The organism is Liquorilactobacillus ghanensis DSM 18630 (genome assembly GCF_001435235.1).
Classification (GTDB): domain Bacteria; phylum Bacillota; class Bacilli; order Lactobacillales; family Lactobacillaceae; genus Liquorilactobacillus; species Liquorilactobacillus ghanensis.
In genome coordinates this window covers 140609-160362 of the sequence record NZ_AZGB01000009.1, presented here as the reverse complement: position 1 = coordinate 160362, position 19754 = coordinate 140609, and the positions used below count along the sequence as shown (strand labels likewise).

The window sequence follows — 19754 nt, the reverse complement described above, 5'->3', positions numbered from 1 at the left end:
AGTTTAAGATGCAAAAGCATCCTTGGTTATTATAACAGGAAATCAGTTAAAAGTTATTTATATTTTTTTATACTTATTCAAGTTTCATAATAATTTGATTAAGGATGTTTGACAGTTCATGCGGTTCAGTATCAGAATCTTGCATAAGCCAGTTAACAAAAATATTAATGGCACCAGTTACGGTGAACAAGGTTTCAAAATAAGCTTGCTTGTTATACTGACTAATTTTTTCAATTTTTAAAATGCGGTTGGTAAATAGGTTAGTCAAATGATTAGTTAACTTATTTTCACTGTCTTTTTGGAATAATACTTGGAAAAGCTGCTTTTGTTCGGCTACATAATTGATTAATTCCTGCATGAGGTTTTTAAAGCTGCTTGCCAGCGGTTTTATGGGATAGAAGCGATCAAAACGGTTAGTTAAGCTACTCAACAAATTATCAGTAATCTGTTCATACAAATCATAGATATCTTCATAATGCAGATAAAAGGTGCTGCGAGCAATGTCGGCCTTTTTAGCAATATCAGCTACAGTAACTTGATTAATTTTTTTATGGCTTAGCAAATCAACAAAACTTTGTTGGATAGCACGTTGAGTTTTAGTGATACGACGATCAATTCTCATAAATTTCTCCTATTTTTGCGGTTAATTTTAAGCTAATGTTTGTTAAGCGGTAACTTGTCTGGAGAGTAGTTGGATGGTAATACTTTTATAAACATAGTAAATAATGAATTTTGATTTCTAGTTATGCTCCTGTTTAATTAAATAGTTACTAATATTAATAAAATAATACAATTATTAATAATTATCAAAGATAAAGAAACTGTGCAAAATTAGATCTGCACAGTTTCTTCTGCTTTCTGCAAAAATAACATGTTAAATACTATTTTTAAAATGATATGTTTTAACGCTGGAGCGTTGGCAAAGTTGAACATTAGTATAGGCATTTTTTTTACTACCTGCAATTAAATAATTAGTTCCTAAATAACCCATTTGAAAAAAGTTTTGAGTAATACTTGTCAGGGGAGGTTGAACTAATTGACAAAGATTTGTTCCATCAATTGTTATAATCGATAAATCGTTAGGTACATTTAATCCTAATTTAGTACATTGATTTAAAATACCAATTCCTACTAGATCACTGGCGGTAATTACAGCAGTAACATTAGTTTGAGAATAAGATTTCATGGCAGTCAGACCAGATTCATAACTGTAATCACCAATTTGCAGCCAGTCATGCTGAAAAGCAATATTATTTTCCGTTAAAGCTTGTTGATAACCGTTAAATCTTAAATTACCGGTATGGTCACTGGGGTCAATACCTAGACCTGCTAAGCCAATTTTTCGATGACCATGGTTAATCAAATATTTAGTAGCTGTGTAGCCAATTTGATAATCGTCGGAAGTTATATAGTTTAAACCAGTGTCTTTAAAGGATATTGAAATAAAGAAAAAAGGAATGTGAGCTGATTTTAAAAGTAATAAATTTTTTGGATAAAGATCGACTGAAACTAATAAAATTCCTAAAATAGGACGTTCTAAAGCTGTTGTCAGAGCAATTTTTTGTGCAACTTGGTCGTGATCACCAGCATATAAAATAATAACTCGTTTACTCATTTCAGCTGCCTTTTTTTGAATTCCAGTGATAATTTGGTTAGAAAAATTTGTTTTTGTTGAATTAACAATTACTGCGATTACATTGCTGGTTTGGGTAACCAACTCTGTAGCAGCCATATTTTTTTTATACCCCAATTCAACAGCAGCTTTATGAACAGCGTTGGCAGTTTCTTGGCTAAAAAAACCTGTTTTATTTGATAAAACTCTTGAAACAGTAGCAACGGAAAAACCTGTTTTTTTGGCGATGTCTTTGATGGTTACACTCATATGTTTTCTCCCTACATTTGTTTACACTAATTTTAACGCATGCTGTTTAAAAATAAAATGTTCTCATAAATAGTCTAAGCAAACGTTTGTGCTTTTATAAAAATCTATTGTAAACGTTTGCGTAAGGTATTATAATACTCAATGAAAGCAGTTACAGCTGATTATCAAACTTAAGGAGTGTATGAATGTGGGAAGAAAAGTCAAAGCTCAAACAATCTCTGAACAGCCATCAATTAATTCAAATTCAAAGAATGCTGTTATCACAAATTCGTTACCTTCATTACCATTGAGTACTATTTTTGCAATGACCTTTGGATTTTTTGGAGTTAATATGGCATTTTCGCTTCAGTCTTCGCAAATGGGAAGAATTTTTCAAACGATTGGAGCTGATCCAACTAAATTAGGCTTTTTCTTTATATTGCCGCCTCTAGCTGGAATGGTAGTTCAACCATTAGTTGGAAAGTATTCTGATTTAACGTGGTCAAATAAATTTGGTAGAAGAATGCCTTACTTAATGTTAGGCGCTCCAATTGCTGCTTTGGTAATGGCTTTATTGCCAAATGCTGGTTCGTTTGGTTTTGGCTATGCTTCAATGGCCGCACTAATTTTTGGGGCAATTGCAATTTTATTCATGGATTTATCAAGTAATGTCTGTATGCAGCCGTTCAAAATGATTATTGGTGATATGGTCAATGAAGATCAAAAAGACTTAGCTTGGTCTTGGCAACAATCTTTTAGTAATTTAGGTGGGGTAGTTGCCACAGTGTTTCCCTTTTTGTTGACAATATGTGGAATTTCAAATGTAGCTAAACGTGGAGTTGTTCCATTATCTGTTAGGTTATCATTTTACATTGGAGCAGTAATTCTGCTTGCAATTTCAGTTTTCACAATCATTAAGGTTAAAGAATATGATCCAGAAACTTATGCTAAGTATCATCATATTGATCTTAAGCATCATCAAATGGCTCCTTCATTATGGAAATTAATTAAACAGGCACCGCGATCTTTTTGGGAAGTATCTTTTGTACAACTATTTGATTGGTTTGCTTTTCAATATTTATGGACCTATGCGACTGGAGCAATTGCAAAAAATGTATGGAATACTGCTGATACAGCTTCAGCTGGATATCAGGCTGCAGGAAACTGGTATGGAATTTTAACATGTATTCAATCTCTGGCAGCGGTTGTTTGGGGTTTCTTAGTCTTATCAAAAACAAATCCATATAAAAGAAAATTTTGGTTTCGTATAGGTTTGATTATTGGTGCATTGGGATTCATTGGTGTTTTTATAATTCATAATCAGTATTTATTAATTTTACCATTTTGTTTAATCGGTATTTCATATTTGACGATGCAGACTGAAGCATTTTCAATTTTTACTTCATCATTAGATGGCAAAAATGAGGGTGCCTATATGGGGTTATTTAATTGCGGTATTTGCCTACCTCAAATTATTGCTTCAGTTGCTAGTTTTGCAATATTCCCATTGATTGATCAATCAATGCCAGGAATGATTTTAGTTGCAGGAATTGCAATGCTATTAGGAGCAGTTGCAGTTGGTATCATTAAAGAAGATAAACCACAAAAAGGTACAATTAATCATGTTTAGTTTAACAGTTGACTTAAAGAAAGGATGAAAATTAAGTATGAAGAAAAAATGGTGGCAAAGAGCAGTTGTTTATCAAGTGTATCCACGAAGTTTTCAGGATAGTAATGGGGATGGAGTTGGTGATCTGCGTGGGGTTTTACAAAGATTACCTTATATTAAAAAACTTGGGGTAGATGTCATATGGTTGAATCCAATTTATAAATCACCGGATAAAGATAATGGTTATGATATTAGTGATTATCGTTCAATTCAGCCGAAATTTGGTGACATGAAAGTCTTTGATCAATTACTTGCTGAAATGCATCGCTTAGGCATGAAGATTGTGATGGATTTAGTTGTAAATCATACATCTGACCAGCATGAATGGTTTAAACAAAGTCGATTGAGCAGAGACAATCCTTATCGTAATTTTTATATTTGGCGTGATGGGAAAAATGGTCATGCTCCAAACAACTGGGGATCATATTTTGGAGGCTCAACTTGGGAATATGATAAGAAAACAGAGCAATATTATTTACACCTTTTCGCTAAAGGACAACCGGATTTAAATTGGGAAAATCCTGCAGTTCGAGAACAAGTTTGGAAATTAATGCGTTTTTGGTTAAATAAAGGAGTTGATGGTTTCCGGATGGATGTTATCAACTTTCTTTCAAAAGCTGCAGGGCTGCCAGATGCACCAAATCCTGAGAATTCTGAGTATGCTAATGTCGAACCAATGGTTGCTGATGGACTAAAATTGAATGATTATTTACACGAAATGAATGAAAAAGTTCTCTCACACTACGATGTAATGAGTGTTGGGGAAATGCCAAGTTCAACACCCAAAGATGCTTTACAGTATACTGGATTAGATGCACATGAATTAAATATGGTTTTTCAATTTGATCATGTTACTTTAGCTTTGAATGATGATCCACGATTAGGTAAGTGGAACGATCAACCAATCAAACTTGTTGATTTAAAAAAGGCTCTTTCAAAATGGCAAGTAGCTTTAGATGGAAAAGGATGGAACAGTTTATATTGGAACAATCATGATCGTGCAAGAGCGGTCTCACGATTTGGCAATGACAGTCCACAATATCGTGAGTTGTCAGCAAAAATGTTGGCCACAACTTTGCATATGATGCAAGGAACACCTTACATTTATCAAGGTGAAGAATTAGGAATGACGAATGCTTATTTCAATAGATTAGAAGAGTATAAAGATATTGAATCAATTGAAGCCTACCACCAGATTGTTGATCATGAAAAAATAGTTGATCATGATACAATGATGCGTTACTTGGCAATGGAATCACGTGATAATGCACGAACACCAATGCAGTGGGATGATTCAATTAATGCAGGTTTTACAACCGGGAAACCTTGGTTGAAGTTAAATAAAAATTACCATGAAATTAATGCTAAAGCAGAGTTAAAAGACCAACAATCAGTTTTTTATTACTACCAGAAACTAATTAATTTACGCCATCAAAGTGATTTGATTGTTTATGGGAACTACGTTGAGCTTAATCCAGACGATAATGAGGTTTTTGCCTATAAACGTGAATACCAAGGACAAGTTCTCTTAGTAATCAGCAATTTCACCAGCAAACAAATAAGTCGTCATTTTGAAGTGCCGACAACTAAAAGCCGATTGATTGCCAACTATGATGATGATCAGGGCGATCGGTTACGGCCATATGAAACTAAGGTTTATGCTTATTAATTAAATTAAGTATACCAAAATTGTAATTATCACATCAAAAAAACTGTCAGTTGTATTTTTAAACTTGACAGTTTTTTAATAAAATGATTGCAAATGTAATTGTTAAAAATAAGCTGTAACAAATAAATAACCAGCCAACCCAAAGGCAGCCAAGGCAATTAGAGCCCGCAGCAAATGAATATTGACATGGCGAACAATGATCGGGCCTAAATAACCGCCAATCAATAAACCAAAACCCAAAGGAATGACCATTAGCCAATCAATTCGTGTTTTAAAAATAAAAATCAAAGTTGCGATTGAATTACTAGCAAACGCAATTACGTTTTTTATAGCGTTGATAACAGCAAAACTATCATCTGTAATTAACGAGAGAATTGCTAAAAAGATAACACCACCGGCAGCACCAAAATAACCGGTATAGCCGCCAATTAGAAAGACTCCAACCCAACTAATTAGGTTGACCCAAAAACTTTTCGTGAGTTGACTATTAGCAGGTGCTCCGATTTTTTTGCGGCTGGATAGTAATAGTAAAACACCAGCAGTAAAAATAAAAAATGGGACAATTTTTTCAAAGGATGAAGCTGGAGCAATCAACAATAATAAACTGCCGGCAACACTGCCGCAAGAAGCTAGAATAGTAAATATAATGACTTTTTTCCAATGACCATGCAATTCTTTTAGGGATGATACAGTTGAACCGATTCCTGAAAAAATCAAAGCGGTGGTATTAGTGACGTTAGCTAAAACCGGTGGTAAGCCCACCAGCAGCAGTGCCGGATAAGAGGCCAGTGAAGCTAAACCAGCAATTGAAGATAATAAACCAGCCACTAACCCAGCAATAATAAGAAAGATAAAAGTTAATAGCAGTGACATAAAAGAATCCTTTCAAAAATAAATTTTTTGGCTTATGGGAACAAATTAATTAACAATTTGAAAAGTCTGATTATCAATTAGTATTGACCATTAGCAGTTAATTTGCAATTATTATTTTTTGGGGCAAATGATTTTAATTAATTGAGAAAAAGTCTTGACGAACGATAATATAAATGCTAGGATACTGGAAAAGATAATAATTAGACTTTGATGAGAAGAGTAAGCTTAAATTCATTCTATAGAGATCTCAAGTTGGTGAAAATGAGAGTTTGAATTATGCTGAAGATGAGCTCGGAGTTGCAATCGGCGGTGCAAGCCTTAGATTCGTGAGGATACGATATAATCCCTAACATAATTGTGTTGATGAGGTTTGATCAGTGATGATTGAACGAACTTGGGTGGTACCGCGTATTGACTGACGTCCCTGTAATGCATATTTGCATTACAGGGATTTTTTATTATCAAAAAATTAAGGAGGAAATTAAAATGGTTGCAGAAGATTTTCATTTTGAAACATTACAAGTGCATGCAGGACAGACAGTTGATGAAACAGGGGCACGGGCAGTACCGATTTATCAAACGACATCATATGTTTTTAAAGATGCGCAGCAAGCAGCCGATCGTTTCGGTTTGAAAGATCCTGGCAATATTTATACTCGTTTAACTAATCCAACTACGGCAGTGGTTGATCAACGGGTTGCGGCCTTAGAACATGGGACCAGTGGGGTAACTTTAGCAACCGGTGCAGCAGCAATTTCAGCCGCTATCACTAATATTGCTGGTCAAGGTGATGAAATCGTTGCTGCCAGCACGCTTTATGGAGGGACTTATAATTTATTTAATGTAACCTTCCCTAAGTTGGGGATTAAAACACATTTTGTTAATTCCGATGACCCGCAAAACTTTGCGGCTGCTATTAATGAACATACGAAAGCTCTATACGTTGAAACTATTGGCAACCCAGACATTAACTTAGTTGATTTGGAGGCAATTGCCGAAATAGCACACGCGCATCAGTTGTTGCTGATTTCCGATAATACCTTTGCATCCCCATATCTTTATCGTCCGCTTGAACACGGAGCTGATATTGTAATTGAATCAGCTACAAAATTTATCGGTGGGCATGGGACCACAATGGGCGGAGTGATCGTAGAAAATGACCAATTTGATTATCGTGCCAGCCAACGCTACCCAGAATTTACGACACCGGATCCACAATACAGCGGCTTGATTTTCGCTGATTTGAAAGGTGGAGCATTTACTACAAAAGTGCGAGCAGAAGGTTTAAGAGATACCGGCGGCACGATCAGTCCTTTCAACTCATTCTTATTACTGCAAGGACTAGAGACTCTATCATTGCGGGTTGAAAGGCATGTTGCCAACACTAGAAAAGTAATTGCTTTTTTGCAGGATCATCCGAAAGTAGCTTGGATCAAATATCCGGAATTAGCTGATAGTCCTTATCATTCACTAGCAGCAAGAGATTTTCCTAAGGGCGTTGGATCGATTTTTACCCTTGGTTTGACTGGCGGCGAACAAGCTGGAAAAGCTTTGATTGAGCATCTAAAGATTTTTTCATTACTAGCTAATGTTGGCGATGCCAAGTCCCTGATTATTCATCCGGCTTCAACGACTCATGCCCAGTTGAATGAAGCAGAATTGCGGCAGGCCGGAATTACGCCAGATTTGATTCGGGTTTCGATTGGAATCGAAAATGCAGACGATTTGATTGCCGATCTGAAACAAGCATTAGAAAAGATCGATTAAAAGACTTAGTGCAAGAAATGGGGCAGCAAAGTGAATAAGACATCTAAAGTTGAGGTTAATCAGGATGGCACACAACGGGGACTGACTAATTTAGCTGTGCAAATGATTGCGTTTGGTGGTTCAATTGGAACTGGGTTATTTTTAGGAGCTGGAAGTACAATTCATCGCACTGGGCCATCGATCCTATTGGTTTACGCAGTAATTGGCAGTTTCTTTTTTCTAATGATGCGGGCAATTGGAGAAATGTTGTATGCGGACCCTAATCAACACACTTTTGTAGCCTTTATTCACCGTTACCTAGGCAGCGGATTGGGAAAATTTGCTGAATGGAGTTATTGGTTGGAACTGATTTTAGCAGCGATGGCTGAATTAACAGCAATAGCAGCCTATTTCCAGTTATGGTTTCCTAATTTACCAGCATGGTTGATTCAATTAGTGTTTTTAGTTGCCTTGACACTGATCAACTTGGCAGTAGTAAGTTTTTTTGGCAAAGCGGAAATAATTTTGTCGGGAATCAAAATTATTACGATTTTAGGATTGATAGTTGTTGGTGGCTGGTTGATACTGACACATCATCAGGGAATCAGTGGCGATCGGGCGGCTGTTAGTAATTTAACCGCTAATTTTTCCGTATTTCCCAATGGAATTGCCCAATTTATTTTTGCATTTCCGATGGTTTTCTTCGCCTTTCAGGGGATGGAATTTGTCGGCATCACGACAGCTGAAACCAAGCAGCCGCGTAAAATTTTGCCACGGGCTATCAATCAAATTATTGGACGTATCTTGTTTTTCTATATCGGTTCTTTAGCGGTGATCATGATGGTTTCTCCTTGGCAGCGAATTAGTGCATCTCAAAGCCCATTTGTCCAAATCTTTGAATTAGCTGGGATTCCAGCGGCGGCGATGCTGATTAATTTGGTGGTGATTGTAGCGGCTGCTTCGACACTGAACAGTGCAATTTTTTCAACCGGCCGCCACTTATATCAATTAGCCTTGGAAAGCCATTCTGCTCATATGAAACCTTTGCGCAAGATTTCAACCAGCGGAATTCCGATAGTTAGTGTTTTAGTTTCAGCTACGTTAATGTTGGGATCACCGATTTTAAGTTTGTTTAATCAATTGACCTCGGCTTTTACTTTCGTTGCTTCGGTTTCAGGTGATATTTATATTTTAGTTTGCATTTTGACAATGGTAGCGCATTGGAAATTTCGGCATTCGCCAGCCAGCCGGCAAATAGCTTTTAGAATGCCAGCTTATCGAATAACTGAACCGTTAACGATTTGTTTTTTATTAGTTTATTTTTTGGTGAAGCATCACGCTGGCCGGCAATTGGGGCGGTTATTTGGGCGCTGGGTTTTGGTGGTTATTTAAAATTTACACAATCCCGTTCAGCTGAGTTGTTTGAAAAAAGTAAATAATAGCTGGTGTTGCTGTACAACAATTATCAGATAATAAAATGAAAAATTTACTGTGAAATTATGCGATGCATTTTTCGAAGGTTCTTGCCGAATTTATAGTTAATGATGGCAAGGACTTTTTGCAGTTTAAAATAATTATTAGGGCAACTAAAGAATTGGTAGGTGTTTCAAAAAATATTTGAGCAAAGAGTTAATTAAGTAGTTTAAGGAGGTAAAAAACATGACAGCAAACCAAACAGAATTAAGTTTTGCTTTCAAAAAAGCATTTCCGGTAATGATTGGCTATCTTGTTTTAGCAGCAGGGTATGGTTTATATATGCATAACTTGGGTTTTTCTTTTTGGTTTCCGACGATAATGGCGGCTGTAATTTATGGAGGGTCAGTCGAATTTATTGTTGCTAGTTTACTGGTAACTAGGTTTGCGCCATGGAATGTCATTTTAGTAACGTTGGTTGTTGGATTTCGGCAGTTCTTTTATAGTTTGGCAATGCTGGACAAGTATCGGCATGCACCGCGTTGGCAGCGGTTGCTGTTGATTTTTGGAGAAAGTGATGAAACTTTTTCAGTGAATTATTCTTTAACAATTCCTGAAAATCTGAATGCGGAGCTGGTTTATTCATATGTTACTGTTTTTAATTATTTTTCCTGGATAGCAGGAGCTTTTTTGGGTGGCTTTTCGGGTCATCTTTTAGGACTGCAGATCAAAGGCTTGGACTTTATGATGACAGCCTTGTTCATTGTACTTTTCTTGGAACAATTTTTAAAAGAGCAAAACCATCTCAGCTCAATCAGCGGTTTATTGATTACCGCAATTAGTCTGCTGCTGGTGGGGGAAAATTATTTTTTGCTGGTAACACTTGGTTTACTGGTTATTGAATATGGAATTAAATATTACTTAGAACAAAAGCAGGTGTTTCATCATGACATTGATTGAACAAATAATAACGATTGGATTGGCTGCAATAGCAAATTTTACGACGAGAATTTTTCCGTTTGCCATTTTTCGAACTGAACAAACAACCCCATTCTTTGTGCGAAAACTGGGCGGCTTTTTACCACCAGCGATTATGGCGATGCTGGTAATTTATTGTTATCGAAATGTACCTTGGTTAACTGGTAATCATGGGATACCGGATCTGCTTGCTGGCGGGATCACTATTATCTTACATTTATGGCGCAGAAACTTATTGCTGTCGATGCTGGGAGGAACGTTGAGCTATATTATTTTGATAAACTTTATTTTTTAAATGAAGAGCAATTTACTTACAATTAATCAATTATTGACTTATGATTTGTTTGGTTAAATAAATTTACAAGGAGACCATATGACAACAATTTATGATTTTAATGAAGTTGAAAGTAATGGAACGGAAATAAAATTACAAGAATTTCGCGGACAAGTTTTATTGATTGTTAATACTGCGAGTAAGTGTGGATTAGCACCGCAGTTGAACGGTTTAGAAGAACTTTATCAACGTTATCAAGCTCAAGGCTTAGTTGTTATTGGATTGCCTTCTGATCAGTTTCACCAAGAGATAGCAGAAGAACAGGTTAGTGAGTATTGTCGCCTACACTATGGAGTTACTTTTCCTATGACTAAAAAAGTTAAAGTTAATGGCTCAGATGCTGATCCGTTATTTACTTATTTGAAAGAAACAGCAGGTCATGGCAAAATTAAATGGAACTATACCAAATTTCTGATTAGCAGGACCGGTCAAGTTATTCAGCGCTTTGCACCAATTACTACTCCAGAAAAAATTGAACCGGCCATTATTGCTGCTTTAAAAGAAGCATAATGGTACTATAAAAAACATAAACTTACTGTTTTTACACGACCTAAAAAAGAGTTGGCACAATATTTTTTGTGACAACTCCTTTTTGGCAACTAATAAAAAAAACTACTATTTGATTTCAAGTGGAATAAAATCAGCTTGTTCGAAATCATATAATCCTTGATCGGTTAGCTTGATTGATGGAATTACTGGTAAAGTTAGGAATGATAAGGTAATGAAAGGATTGAAATTAGTATCTGTCGGGAGACTGATTTGCTGATAGGCAGCCGAAATCGCCGTTAATTCTTTAGCAGCTTGCAGATAGCTTTGATTTGACATTAGACCGGCAATCGGTAATGGCATAGCTGCTAAAATATCTTTTCCCTTGGTTACGGCGATTCCGCCATGAGTGGAGCTGATTGCTTGGATAGCAGTATAGATCGCTTGATCATCACTACCAACGGCTATGATATTATGCGAGTCATGAGCGATCGTGGTGGCAATTGCTCCATTGGTAATGTTAAAGCCGTGAACCAGCCCTAAACCGAAAGTTCCTAATTGATGATGTCGTTCAACCACGATCATTTTAGAAATATCCTGAGTTGTATCATTAATAAAATGTCCGTTTTTTAATGATACATGTTTTTTAAGGTGGTCGGTTTCAATGTGGTTCGGAATAACTCCAATAACATTGCAATAATCAGTGGTTAGCGAAATTTTCAAATCAGTTGGTTTTAGCTGCTGATGAACAGTATTTTGCGAAAAATTCAGTGGTTTTGTTGCAGTTGGAGTGATCCATTTGCCAGCTTTCATTACTTTTTCAATGGTTGCTGTCTTTAAATCTTTTAGAACAACCAAATCAGCAATAAAACCAGTGCTTAAAGCGCCGTGATCGGTTAATTTATGTGCTTGGGCGGCATTATAACTTGCCATAGTATAGGCGGTTTCTGGTCGAATGCCATGTTTGATAGCTAATTGAACACAGTAATTGATCGAACCTTCCGTTAAAATGTCGCTGATTAATTTATCATCGGTACAAAAAGCAAAACGTTGGGCATTACTTTCAGTAACTACACCAATAATTTGTTCCAAATCTCTTTCAACCGAGCCTTCGCGCAAAAAAGTCCAAAATCCAGCTGAGAGTCGTTCTTGAGCTTGTTGAATAGTAGTACATTCATGGTCAGTATCAATTCCGGCTTGCCGGTAAACATCAAGTTGTTCGGCATTTAGGCCGGAGCCGTGACCGTCAGCATGATAACCAAATTGTTGAGCATCGTGAATTTTTTGCATGATGTCTGGTTCTTGATTTGCTACGGCTGGATAATCCATAACTTCAGCTAAACCATTGACGCTTGGTTCAGTATAAAGTGGACGTAAATCTTCGGCTTTGAGTGTTGCACCATTATGTTCAAAGGGAGCACATGGAACAGATGAAGGCAACATAAAGAAAATATCAAGCGGTGTTTGAGCAGCATCGTTGATCATATATTTTAAGCCGGCAATTCCACAGACATTAGCAATTTCATGCGGATCGGTTACGATAGTAGTAGTGCCGCTAGTTAATAAGGCTTTACCCAACTCGCTTGGGGCAACCATTGAGCTTTCAATATGAACATGAGCGTCGATCATCCCGGGAACGATATATGCTCCGGCGGCATCAAATGTTTCTTGAGCAATTAGTCCATCTCGCTCACCAGTGGCAACGATCATTCCCTGATCAATCCATAATGTTTTTTCTTCGAATTCACGGCTGAAAACATTTAGAACTTTACCGTTTATACAACATAAATCAACTTGCTTTCTCATCGTTTTCTCCCTCTCGCTATTTCGTTAGCTTTGGCTGTAATTAAGTTGATTTAAGGATCAGTCCTTACAGTCAATTTAAACTTGTGTAATATCTTAGTATAAAGTTTTGGGAGATGCAAGCTCTGATAAAGAAAAATTAGAATGTTTTTCTTTATTTTAGTCTGAATCGTTCGCTTTTTTTAGAGACCGTTCTGGATGCAGTAACCAGTTTCCGAATAAACAAAAACCTATATGAACAGCAAATAAAACGATAAAGGTTATCTGGTAGTGCCAGTATTGAATCATTATTCCACCTAAAAGCGGGCCCAAAGCGCGACCGAGTGAGCCGGCAGTTCCGCCCAGGGCTTGAATCGTAGCCCGATTTTGATCAGTGGCAAATCGGTTGATCATTGCCGGAGTTGTGGTTAGTGTCAGCATATCGCCAAATGACAATAAGGTAATGCCCAATAAAAATTGGCTGTAGTGACTAGCGTTAATCAAGCTGAGATAAGAAGCGCCAAAAAGCAAAGTTCCACCTATGATACGATATTTTTCATTAGTGAATGTTGGTCGAAAGAATAGGTTGAGCAACGGTTGAAAAATAACGATTTCAAAAGTTGAAATGGTAAACAGCAGACTGTACTTTTGGACAGAGATTCCTTGCTGAAGCATGTAGACAGATACATTGCTGTTCCACTGTTCATAACCGATCCAAATCACAACTAACAATAAGCAGACAAACCATAGGCCGCTTGGCAGTTGTAGTTTTGATTTCCAACTGGTTGTAGTCCTGATGGCAACTGTCGAATGAGAAATTTCGTGGAAAAATATTTTTACAACAAGTAAAGTGACAATAAAAATGAATAAGGCGACGCTGAAAACCCAGCGAATATTAAGCGCATATAATATGCCAGACAAGAAGGTTGCTAATCCCATTCCTAAATTGGCTAACCAGTACGCATTGGTAAAAAGATTAGGCGATTTTTTCTGATGAGCGGCGATATAACCGTTGACTGCTGAGTTTAAAATTCCTAGTCCAAAGCCATAACCGATTACAAGAATCGTATATAATGGCCAGATCGGAAAAATGATCAATAAGGTCAGGTTCAGCCAAACGAGTAATCCTCCGAGGTAATGGGTAGGTTTGACCTTCCAGTGATCAAAGAGCCAGCCGCCTAATAAGTTGCCCAGTACCATTGCCAAGGAAAACCCCATTAAGACGTAGCCGGCTGTTACAAGCGTTTGGTGCAGCCGGTTATGGAGAAAGAGAGTAGTGATCGGCATGATTAAGCCGATTCCCATATTGACGAGCATACTTGCCAATAAAATTGGTAAATTCTTTTTCATGATGTTTTCCTCATTAATTCTTAAGATATAGTTAACTTTATCATCTAAAACAAGTTCTGGAAAGTAGGAGATTTTAAGTAAGACCACAATAAAACAGAAACAACCGCACATTATGGTTGTTTCTGTTTTATTTAAAGCATTGAATTAAAACAAATTGATGCAGGGATAAATTATTTCGTCACATAGGTGTCCTTGAAGTTATAGTTAACACCAGCTGAGTTATAGATCAATCCTTTGATTTTTGATTTAATCAGAGTTGCTTGTGTTTGTTGATATAACGGTGCAATTCCTTGATCCTTCATCAAAATCTTTGAAGCATCGACCATATTTTGCCAACGTTTAGCTTGGTTGGTTGCATTTGTTGAGCCGGAAGCGTTAATCAATTTATCATATTGAGCATTTTTCCATTTGCCGTCATTGTATGAATTATCAGAAGTAAATAACTGTAAGAAAGTAATTGGATCACTGAAATCAGCTCCCCAGCCTGATAAGACAACTTGGAAATTACCGTTCTCAGCTCGAGTCAGACGGGTTTTGAAAGGAACATTTTCAACGGAAACATTAATTCCCGGCAGGTTTTCTTCTAATTGACTTTGAATATATTCGGAGACGTTTTTGGCACTGTCAGTATCATCAGCCAATAAGGTGAAGTCAAATTTTTTAACACCTAATTCTTTCAAACCTTCTTGCCAAAGCTGTTTTGCTTTTTGTTTATTGTAGCTGATACCAGCAGAGGTTTTAGCTGCTGCAGCGAAATCTTTACCCTTATAGCTAGCCAAACCAGTTGAAACAATTCCCGATGCGGTGGTAGAACCATCTCCCAAAACTTTCTTAACCAGCTGAGTTCGGTTGATTGCCAGTGAGATAGCTTCACGAATTTTTTTGTTCTGGAATTCTTTTTCAGTCTGATTGTATTCTAAATAATTAATTCGTGATTCTTTGCGAGGAGTAAAGTCTTTAGAATTAGAAAGTTGTTTTGCTTGTTCGGCTCCCAGCAAAGTTTCATCTAATTTGCCGCTTTGATAGAGATTGTAACTGGTAGTAGTGCTCTTGTTGACTTTAAAATTAATTTTGCTGAGTTTAACTGATTTTTTATCCCAATAATCATTATTTTTCTTTAAACTCCAAGTTAAATTAGAGCCAGTCCAGCCAGTCATGACAAAGGGACCATTGTAAACAGAATATTTTGAAGCTGTTCCATATTTGCTGCCATATTTTTCAACTACAGTTTTATTTTGCGGGAAGAAGACTGGAAATCCCATTAATAATTTAAAATAAGGTACGTGTTTTTCTAATGTAACGACTAATTTATATCGCCCATCAGCTTTAATTCCTAAAGTGTTAGCAGCTTTTTTACCAGCAACAATGGCATCAGCATTTTTAATGCCATCAAACAAATAAGCGTATTCAGCACCAGTTGAAGGTTTAACTGTTCGTTGCCAAGAATAAACAAAATCTTTAGCTGTTACTGGATCCCCATTACTCCATTTGGCATTTTTGCGTAAAGTAAAGGTATATTTCAAACCATTATTGGTAATTTTGGTTGCTTTTGCAATGCCGGGCTCGATTTTACTATTTTTGCCGATGCGATACAAACCCTCACCAGTATTATTTAACATATCAAAACTGATCGTATCAGTAGCTGTTGAAATATTCATTGTTGGCAGTTCAGATGGTTCATCCCAATTGATAACTTGTTTATCTGCCAAGTTGCCAGCTGAACCGGAAGTTGACTTGCCACAAGCAGCAAGGAAAAGACACCCAACTACTGTTATGGCTAGCCAAACTTTTTTTCTTAATTTCATTTATGAATCACTCCCTGTGTGATTAAACCGTCGTTACAAATGATTTGATAAAGGTATTTTCTGGAAGCATCGCTTAAAGTTGCAAGTTAATCTGTCATCTTGATAATTGCTTAAGACTTAAATTACAGGTCTAGGCAAAGACTATAAAATTATTGCTTATGGATGATTATTTGTTATAAAAAGAGGCAGTTAAGAATTGCAGTTAAAAACTACTCTGGGATGCTCGCAGAACTTTGAAAATATCCAATTTCAATTGATATGTAGCTAGGTTTTTGTAGTGACATTAATGATAGATTAAAATAAAGTTAAAATCAACCAATAATAAATATACTTAACTAAAGTAAGCTTACTAGAGAAATAATTAAGAAAGCAATTACTTTAATGAATATTTTCGCAAAAAAAGAAGTAGGCCTCATTTTTTCTTACTTTGCTTGTTCGGCAGACACATGACTGATAATAGTTAGAAAAATACAATTTAATGGTTGTAAGCAATTAATTTTTATTTTTGCCTTAAAGTCGTGTTTAAATATCCGATACTTACTAATTGTAACTAGCTATTGAGCTTAAGTTGCAAATAACAAATAAGTAGAAAGAGAAGTTGATCAAAGTGGCAAGAAAAAAGAGTGTCAGCAAATGGATTGCGGGCTTATTGATTATAGTAGCAGTAATTCCGATTATTGTAATGATGACCAGCACATACTTAAGCACCAAGGAAATGTTGGTTGATCGTAGTGATCGTGATAAAAGTGCAGCTGTTGCAATGATTGATCATAGCCAGGATTCTTTACATAAGACAGCTCAAAAGGGCTTAACTGGTATTTTAAAACAACCAGCATTTAAAGGAAGTTTTAATTTAAAACAGATCGCAGCTGTAATTTCAGCGGCTGAAACAGAAAATGGCACGATAGAAAATGCTATTTTTGCTACTTCGGATAATAAGTTTGTTGCCAATAGCAAGAAATTGTCGAGCAATTTTAAACCAACTTCACGTCCGTGGTATCAAGGAGCAATTACTCATCAAGGACAAATTTTCTGGTCGACGCCCTTTGTCGATGTTAATACCGGACAATATGTAATGAGTGTTTCCAAGGCAGTTCGTGATTCCAAGGGACAAGTAGGCGTTTTATCTTTTAACATTTCATATAATGCTGTGCAACAGGCATTAGCTAAGTTGCAAATTGGTCGAACCGGCAATGCAATGCTGGTTTCAAGCAGCGGGATAGTAGTTGCTTCTAAAAATAAGAAATTGATTGGTAAAAATATTTCTAAAACTGAAACTTTCAATCAGGTCAAGCAGGCCAGCTCACTTAAAGGGAGCGTCCTACCAAAACATGAGACAGCCATTCAGCGTGTTTATTATCGCAAAGATGTGAACAGTTCAACTGTTGGAATTGCACAAACACCTAAAAATGAAATTAAGCCGGAGTTATCAGCAATTGTCAAAACATCAATTGTTGTGGCGATCATTATGCTGATTTTGATTGTTTTAATGGCTGGAACCATTACAGCAATATTTAAGCGGGTTATTAATGTCTTTGTATCGGCATTTAAGCAAGTCGGTGCGGGTAAATTTCAGAAGATTTCAACTAAATCATTTGAAAATTCAACAAAGATCGATAAACTTGTCGGTAAAACTGTCCAAGCTGATTTAAATGGTGATGAATTCCAACAACTGACGGCGCATTTTAATAAAATGATCGATTCGACAGGGAAATTGGTCAAAAGTATTCAACAAGAGGGCGGTAAAGTTTCTGAAATGTCTGATTCTTTACTGGGGTTATCGAAGCAAACAAGTAAAGCTACTAATGAAGTAGCGCAAACGATTACGGGAATTGCCAATGTTACCAGCAGTCAGGCAGAGGAAACACAAAAAAGTGTTGAACAATTACAAGATTTGTCAGCAATTGTTAAAACTATGCGTGATAATGTGGTTGGTATCAATAAAAAGTCGCAAGAATCCTCGCAAATTAATCAAAGCAATATTCGAACCGTTAATGAGGTTAAAGATAACTGGCACCGAGAGTTGGCTAAAATGCAGCAGTTAACAGATAATATGACCGAAACTAATGGTAATATTCAAAATATCGGGAAAATTGTCGGGGTTATTAATGGAATTTCGCATCAAACAAACCTCTTGGCTTTGAATGCTTCGATTGAAGCAGCCAGTGCTGGAGAGGCTGGAAAAGGTTTTGCAGTGGTTGCAGCCGAAATCAGTAAGCTTTCAGAACAAAGCAAAAAATCTACTAAAGAAATCGAAGAACTTATTGACAAGATTCGGACTCAATCTCAGCAGATGGTCAAGCAAACGACCGATTCATTAGCCGGTGGCGAAAAACAGACTAACTTGATTAAAAAGTCGATTACTTCTTCCCAAGAAGTTTCTAAACGCAGTCAGTTAGTGATTAATGAAATTCAAAAATTAACAGATGCTAGTCAAAAAATCGTTGCTGTACAGAATAAAGTGCTTGAAAATCTTGAAAACATTTCGGCATCAACTGAAGAAAATTCCGCTGGTACAGAAGAAGTTTCTGCCAATTCGGAAGAAGTCCTGGCAACCATGGAAGAATTTACTGGACACATTGAAGATTTGAATAAGATAGCTGATCAATTGAAGAAGAATTTGGCTAAGAAGTTTCAAATAATATCGGATTAATTAGTAAATATGAATGAAAAAGCGAAGACTTAGAAGGAATTTTAAAATTTCAGATTTAGCTGTTATTTTAAAATGTTCCCCACTAAGTTCTTCGCTTTTTTTAGGAAACAGCATCACTGACAAAATCGGCCAATGCTTGTTCTTTTAAACCACAGCTGAGTCCTACTAGTAATTTTATGCGAGCTTTTTGTCCATTTAAACCATGACAAAAAGTAACTCCCAGCCGACTTAACTGGATGCCGCCGCCGTTATAGCCGTAAACTTCTTGGGCGATTCCATTGAAACAGCGGGAAACTAAAACGATTGGGATTTTTTTGATTAGAAGTTTTTTTAATGCCGGTAAGACAGCCGGCGGTAAATTTCCTGCGCCTAAAGCTTCGATAACGATTCCGTTGGTTGCTGGATTATTCAACATTTCTAAGATTTCGGGATCCATGCCGGCGTAAGCTTTAATCAAATAAACATGTTTGACAACATGATCGATTGGATGGCAACTTTGAAGCAGTAATTTTTCAAAGAAGTGGACACTCTTTTTAGTAACCAGCCCAATCGGACCGAAAGTCGGTGTCCGAAAGGTGGCAACGTTGGTGGTATGTGTTTTGGTTACGTAGCGAGCAGTATGGATTTCATCATTCATAACGACTAATACGCCTTTCCCTTTAGCTTGAGGACTGGCAGCGGTTTGAATAGCTGATTGAAAATTATGCAAACCATCGGAACCAATTTCATTAGCAGAACGCATTGCCCCTGTAATAACTACCGGCAAGTCATTAGGGACAGTTAGGTCAAGAAAATATGCTGTCTCTTCTAAAGTATCGGTTCCGTGAGTAACAACGACTCCATCAATTCCCGCAGCTGCGGCTTTCATGATTCGTTTTTGAATTAACAACATTTCTTCTGGTCTGATATGCGGAGAAGGCAGGTTAAAGAGATCCTCCGTAATCAGCTTTAATTTGCCTTGAAACGGGTTAGTGAATGTATCAAGCGGATTAGCGGAGTTAGGAACAACAGCGCCATCATTATTTTGTGACATGGCAATCGTACCGCCAGTATGTAAAATTAAGATTGTTTTCATCATCAAATCCTCCAAAATAAGATTGATTAATTCATTATAATCAATTGAAGGGCTTACTGT

Annotated in this window: 14 protein-coding genes and 1 pseudogene; 8 read left to right on the top strand and 7 right to left on the bottom strand. The window is 36.7% G+C overall.

Features of this window, described 5'->3' with window-relative positions:
* Window positions 1–73: 73 nt before the first annotated feature.
* Together FC89_RS03640 and FC89_RS03635 are read right to left on the bottom strand one after the other, a co-directional pair.
* Window positions 74–622, bottom strand: coding sequence for a TetR/AcrR family transcriptional regulator (locus FC89_RS03640; RefSeq protein ID WP_057871189.1), 549 nt, complete (start codon window positions 620–622; stop codon window positions 74–76).
* A gap of 252 nt (window positions 623–874) precedes the next feature.
* Window positions 875–1882, bottom strand: a complete 1008-nt coding sequence (locus tag FC89_RS03635) for a LacI family DNA-binding transcriptional regulator (RefSeq protein ID WP_057871188.1) — start codon at window positions 1880–1882, stop codon at window positions 875–877.
* A gap of 304 nt (window positions 1883–2186) precedes the next feature.
* On the opposite strand from FC89_RS03635, the gene FC89_RS03630 reads away from it, so the two are divergent.
* Both FC89_RS03630 and FC89_RS03625 read left to right on the top strand, forming a co-directional pair.
* Window positions 2187–3491 (top strand): SLC45 family MFS transporter, encoded by a 1305-nt coding sequence (locus FC89_RS03630; protein WP_235804376.1) that lies wholly within the window; start codon window positions 2187–2189, stop codon window positions 3489–3491.
* 37 nt (window positions 3492–3528) lie between these two features.
* Complete coding sequence (locus FC89_RS03625) at window positions 3529–5199, top strand: glycoside hydrolase family 13 protein (protein WP_057871186.1); 1671 nt, start codon at window positions 3529–3531, stop codon at window positions 5197–5199.
* 102 nt (window positions 5200–5301) lie between these two features.
* On the opposite strand, the gene FC89_RS03620 is transcribed toward FC89_RS03625, so the two are convergent.
* A complete protein-coding gene (locus FC89_RS03620; RefSeq protein WP_415617080.1) occupies window positions 5302–6072 on the bottom strand; it encodes a sulfite exporter TauE/SafE family protein in 771 nt (256 codons plus the stop codon).
* 486 nt (window positions 6073–6558) lie between these two features.
* On the opposite strand from FC89_RS03620, the gene FC89_RS03615 reads away from it, so the two are divergent.
* The 5 genes and pseudogenes from FC89_RS03615 (at window position 6559) to FC89_RS03595 (ending at window position 11053) form a co-directional block, all read left to right on the top strand.
* The gene (locus tag FC89_RS03615; RefSeq protein ID WP_057871185.1) at window positions 6559–7839 is read left to right on the top strand and encodes an O-acetylhomoserine aminocarboxypropyltransferase/cysteine synthase family protein; all 1281 of its coding nucleotides are present in this window, start codon (window positions 6559–6561) and stop codon (window positions 7837–7839) included.
* 102 nt (window positions 7840–7941) lie between these two features.
* Window positions 7942–9257 (top strand): annotated as a pseudogene (locus tag FC89_RS03610) (amino acid permease).
* 220 nt (window positions 9258–9477) lie between these two features.
* On the top strand, window positions 9478–10191 hold the full coding sequence (locus FC89_RS03605; protein ID WP_057871184.1) for an AzlC family ABC transporter permease: 714 nt from the start codon (window positions 9478–9480) through the stop codon (window positions 10189–10191).
* Window positions 10178–10504 carry a branched-chain amino acid transporter permease gene (locus FC89_RS03600; protein WP_057871183.1) on the top strand — a complete coding sequence of 109 codons (327 nt, stop codon included), beginning with the start codon at window positions 10178–10180 and terminating at the stop codon, window positions 10502–10504. The genes FC89_RS03605 and FC89_RS03600 overlap by 14 nt, the downstream gene beginning before the upstream one ends.
* 78 nt (window positions 10505–10582) lie before the next feature.
* Window positions 10583–11053: a glutathione peroxidase gene (locus FC89_RS03595; protein WP_057871182.1), complete on the top strand. Its 471-nt coding sequence runs from the start codon at window positions 10583–10585 to the stop codon at window positions 11051–11053.
* A gap of 105 nt (window positions 11054–11158) precedes the next feature.
* Here FC89_RS03595 and ade read toward each other — a convergent pair whose 3' ends face one another.
* The 3 genes from ade to FC89_RS03580 all read right to left on the bottom strand — a co-directional run bounded on the left by ade (window position 11159) and on the right by FC89_RS03580 (window position 15966).
* Window positions 11159–12835: an adenine deaminase gene (gene ade / locus FC89_RS03590; protein WP_057871181.1), complete on the bottom strand. Its 1677-nt coding sequence runs from the start codon at window positions 12833–12835 to the stop codon at window positions 11159–11161.
* Between the two features lie 156 nt (window positions 12836–12991).
* Window positions 12992–14161: an MFS transporter gene (locus tag FC89_RS03585; protein WP_057871180.1), complete on the bottom strand. Its 1170-nt coding sequence runs from the start codon at window positions 14159–14161 to the stop codon at window positions 12992–12994.
* 170 nt (window positions 14162–14331) lie between these two features.
* A complete protein-coding gene (locus FC89_RS03580) occupies window positions 14332–15966 on the bottom strand; it encodes a peptide ABC transporter substrate-binding protein (RefSeq protein WP_057871179.1) in 1635 nt (544 codons plus the stop codon).
* Between the two features lie 607 nt (window positions 15967–16573).
* Here FC89_RS03580 and FC89_RS03575 point away from each other — a divergent pair.
* Window positions 16574–18619: a methyl-accepting chemotaxis protein gene (locus tag FC89_RS03575; RefSeq protein ID WP_057871178.1), complete on the top strand. Its 2046-nt coding sequence runs from the start codon at window positions 16574–16576 to the stop codon at window positions 18617–18619.
* 100 nt (window positions 18620–18719) lie between these two features.
* Here FC89_RS03575 and FC89_RS03570 read toward each other — a convergent pair whose 3' ends face one another.
* Window positions 18720–19694 carry an asparaginase gene (locus FC89_RS03570; protein WP_057871177.1) on the bottom strand — a complete coding sequence of 325 codons (975 nt, stop codon included), beginning with the start codon at window positions 19692–19694 and terminating at the stop codon, window positions 18720–18722.
* Window positions 19695–19754: the final 60 nt, after the last annotated feature.

Coding starts and splice junctions, on each gene's coding strand:
- FC89_RS03640 (WP_057871189.1), bottom strand. CDS start 622: ATGAGAATTGATCGTCGTATCACTAAAACTCAACGTGCTATCCAACAA.
- FC89_RS03635 (WP_057871188.1), bottom strand. CDS start 1,882: ATGAGTGTAACCATCAAAGACATCGCCAAAAAAACAGGTTTTTCCGTT.
- FC89_RS03630 (WP_235804376.1), top strand. CDS start 2,187: ATGACCTTTGGATTTTTTGGAGTTAATATGGCATTTTCGCTTCAGTCT.
- FC89_RS03625 (WP_057871186.1), top strand. CDS start 3,529: ATGAAGAAAAAATGGTGGCAAAGAGCAGTTGTTTATCAAGTGTATCCA.
- FC89_RS03620 (WP_415617080.1), bottom strand. CDS start 6,072: ATGTCACTGCTATTAACTTTTATCTTTCTTATTATTGCTGGGTTAGTG.
- FC89_RS03615 (WP_057871185.1), top strand. CDS start 6,559: ATGGTTGCAGAAGATTTTCATTTTGAAACATTACAAGTGCATGCAGGA.
- FC89_RS03605 (WP_057871184.1), top strand. CDS start 9,478: ATGACAGCAAACCAAACAGAATTAAGTTTTGCTTTCAAAAAAGCATTT.
- FC89_RS03600 (WP_057871183.1), top strand. CDS start 10,178: ATGACATTGATTGAACAAATAATAACGATTGGATTGGCTGCAATAGCA.
- FC89_RS03595 (WP_057871182.1), top strand. CDS start 10,583: ATGACAACAATTTATGATTTTAATGAAGTTGAAAGTAATGGAACGGAA.
- ade (WP_057871181.1), bottom strand. CDS start 12,835: ATGAGAAAGCAAGTTGATTTATGTTGTATAAACGGTAAAGTTCTAAAT.
- FC89_RS03585 (WP_057871180.1), bottom strand. CDS start 14,161: ATGAAAAAGAATTTACCAATTTTATTGGCAAGTATGCTCGTCAATATG.
- FC89_RS03580 (WP_057871179.1), bottom strand. CDS start 15,966: ATGAAATTAAGAAAAAAAGTTTGGCTAGCCATAACAGTAGTTGGGTGT.
- FC89_RS03570 (WP_057871177.1), bottom strand. CDS start 19,694: ATGAAAACAATCTTAATTTTACATACTGGCGGTACGATTGCCATGTCA.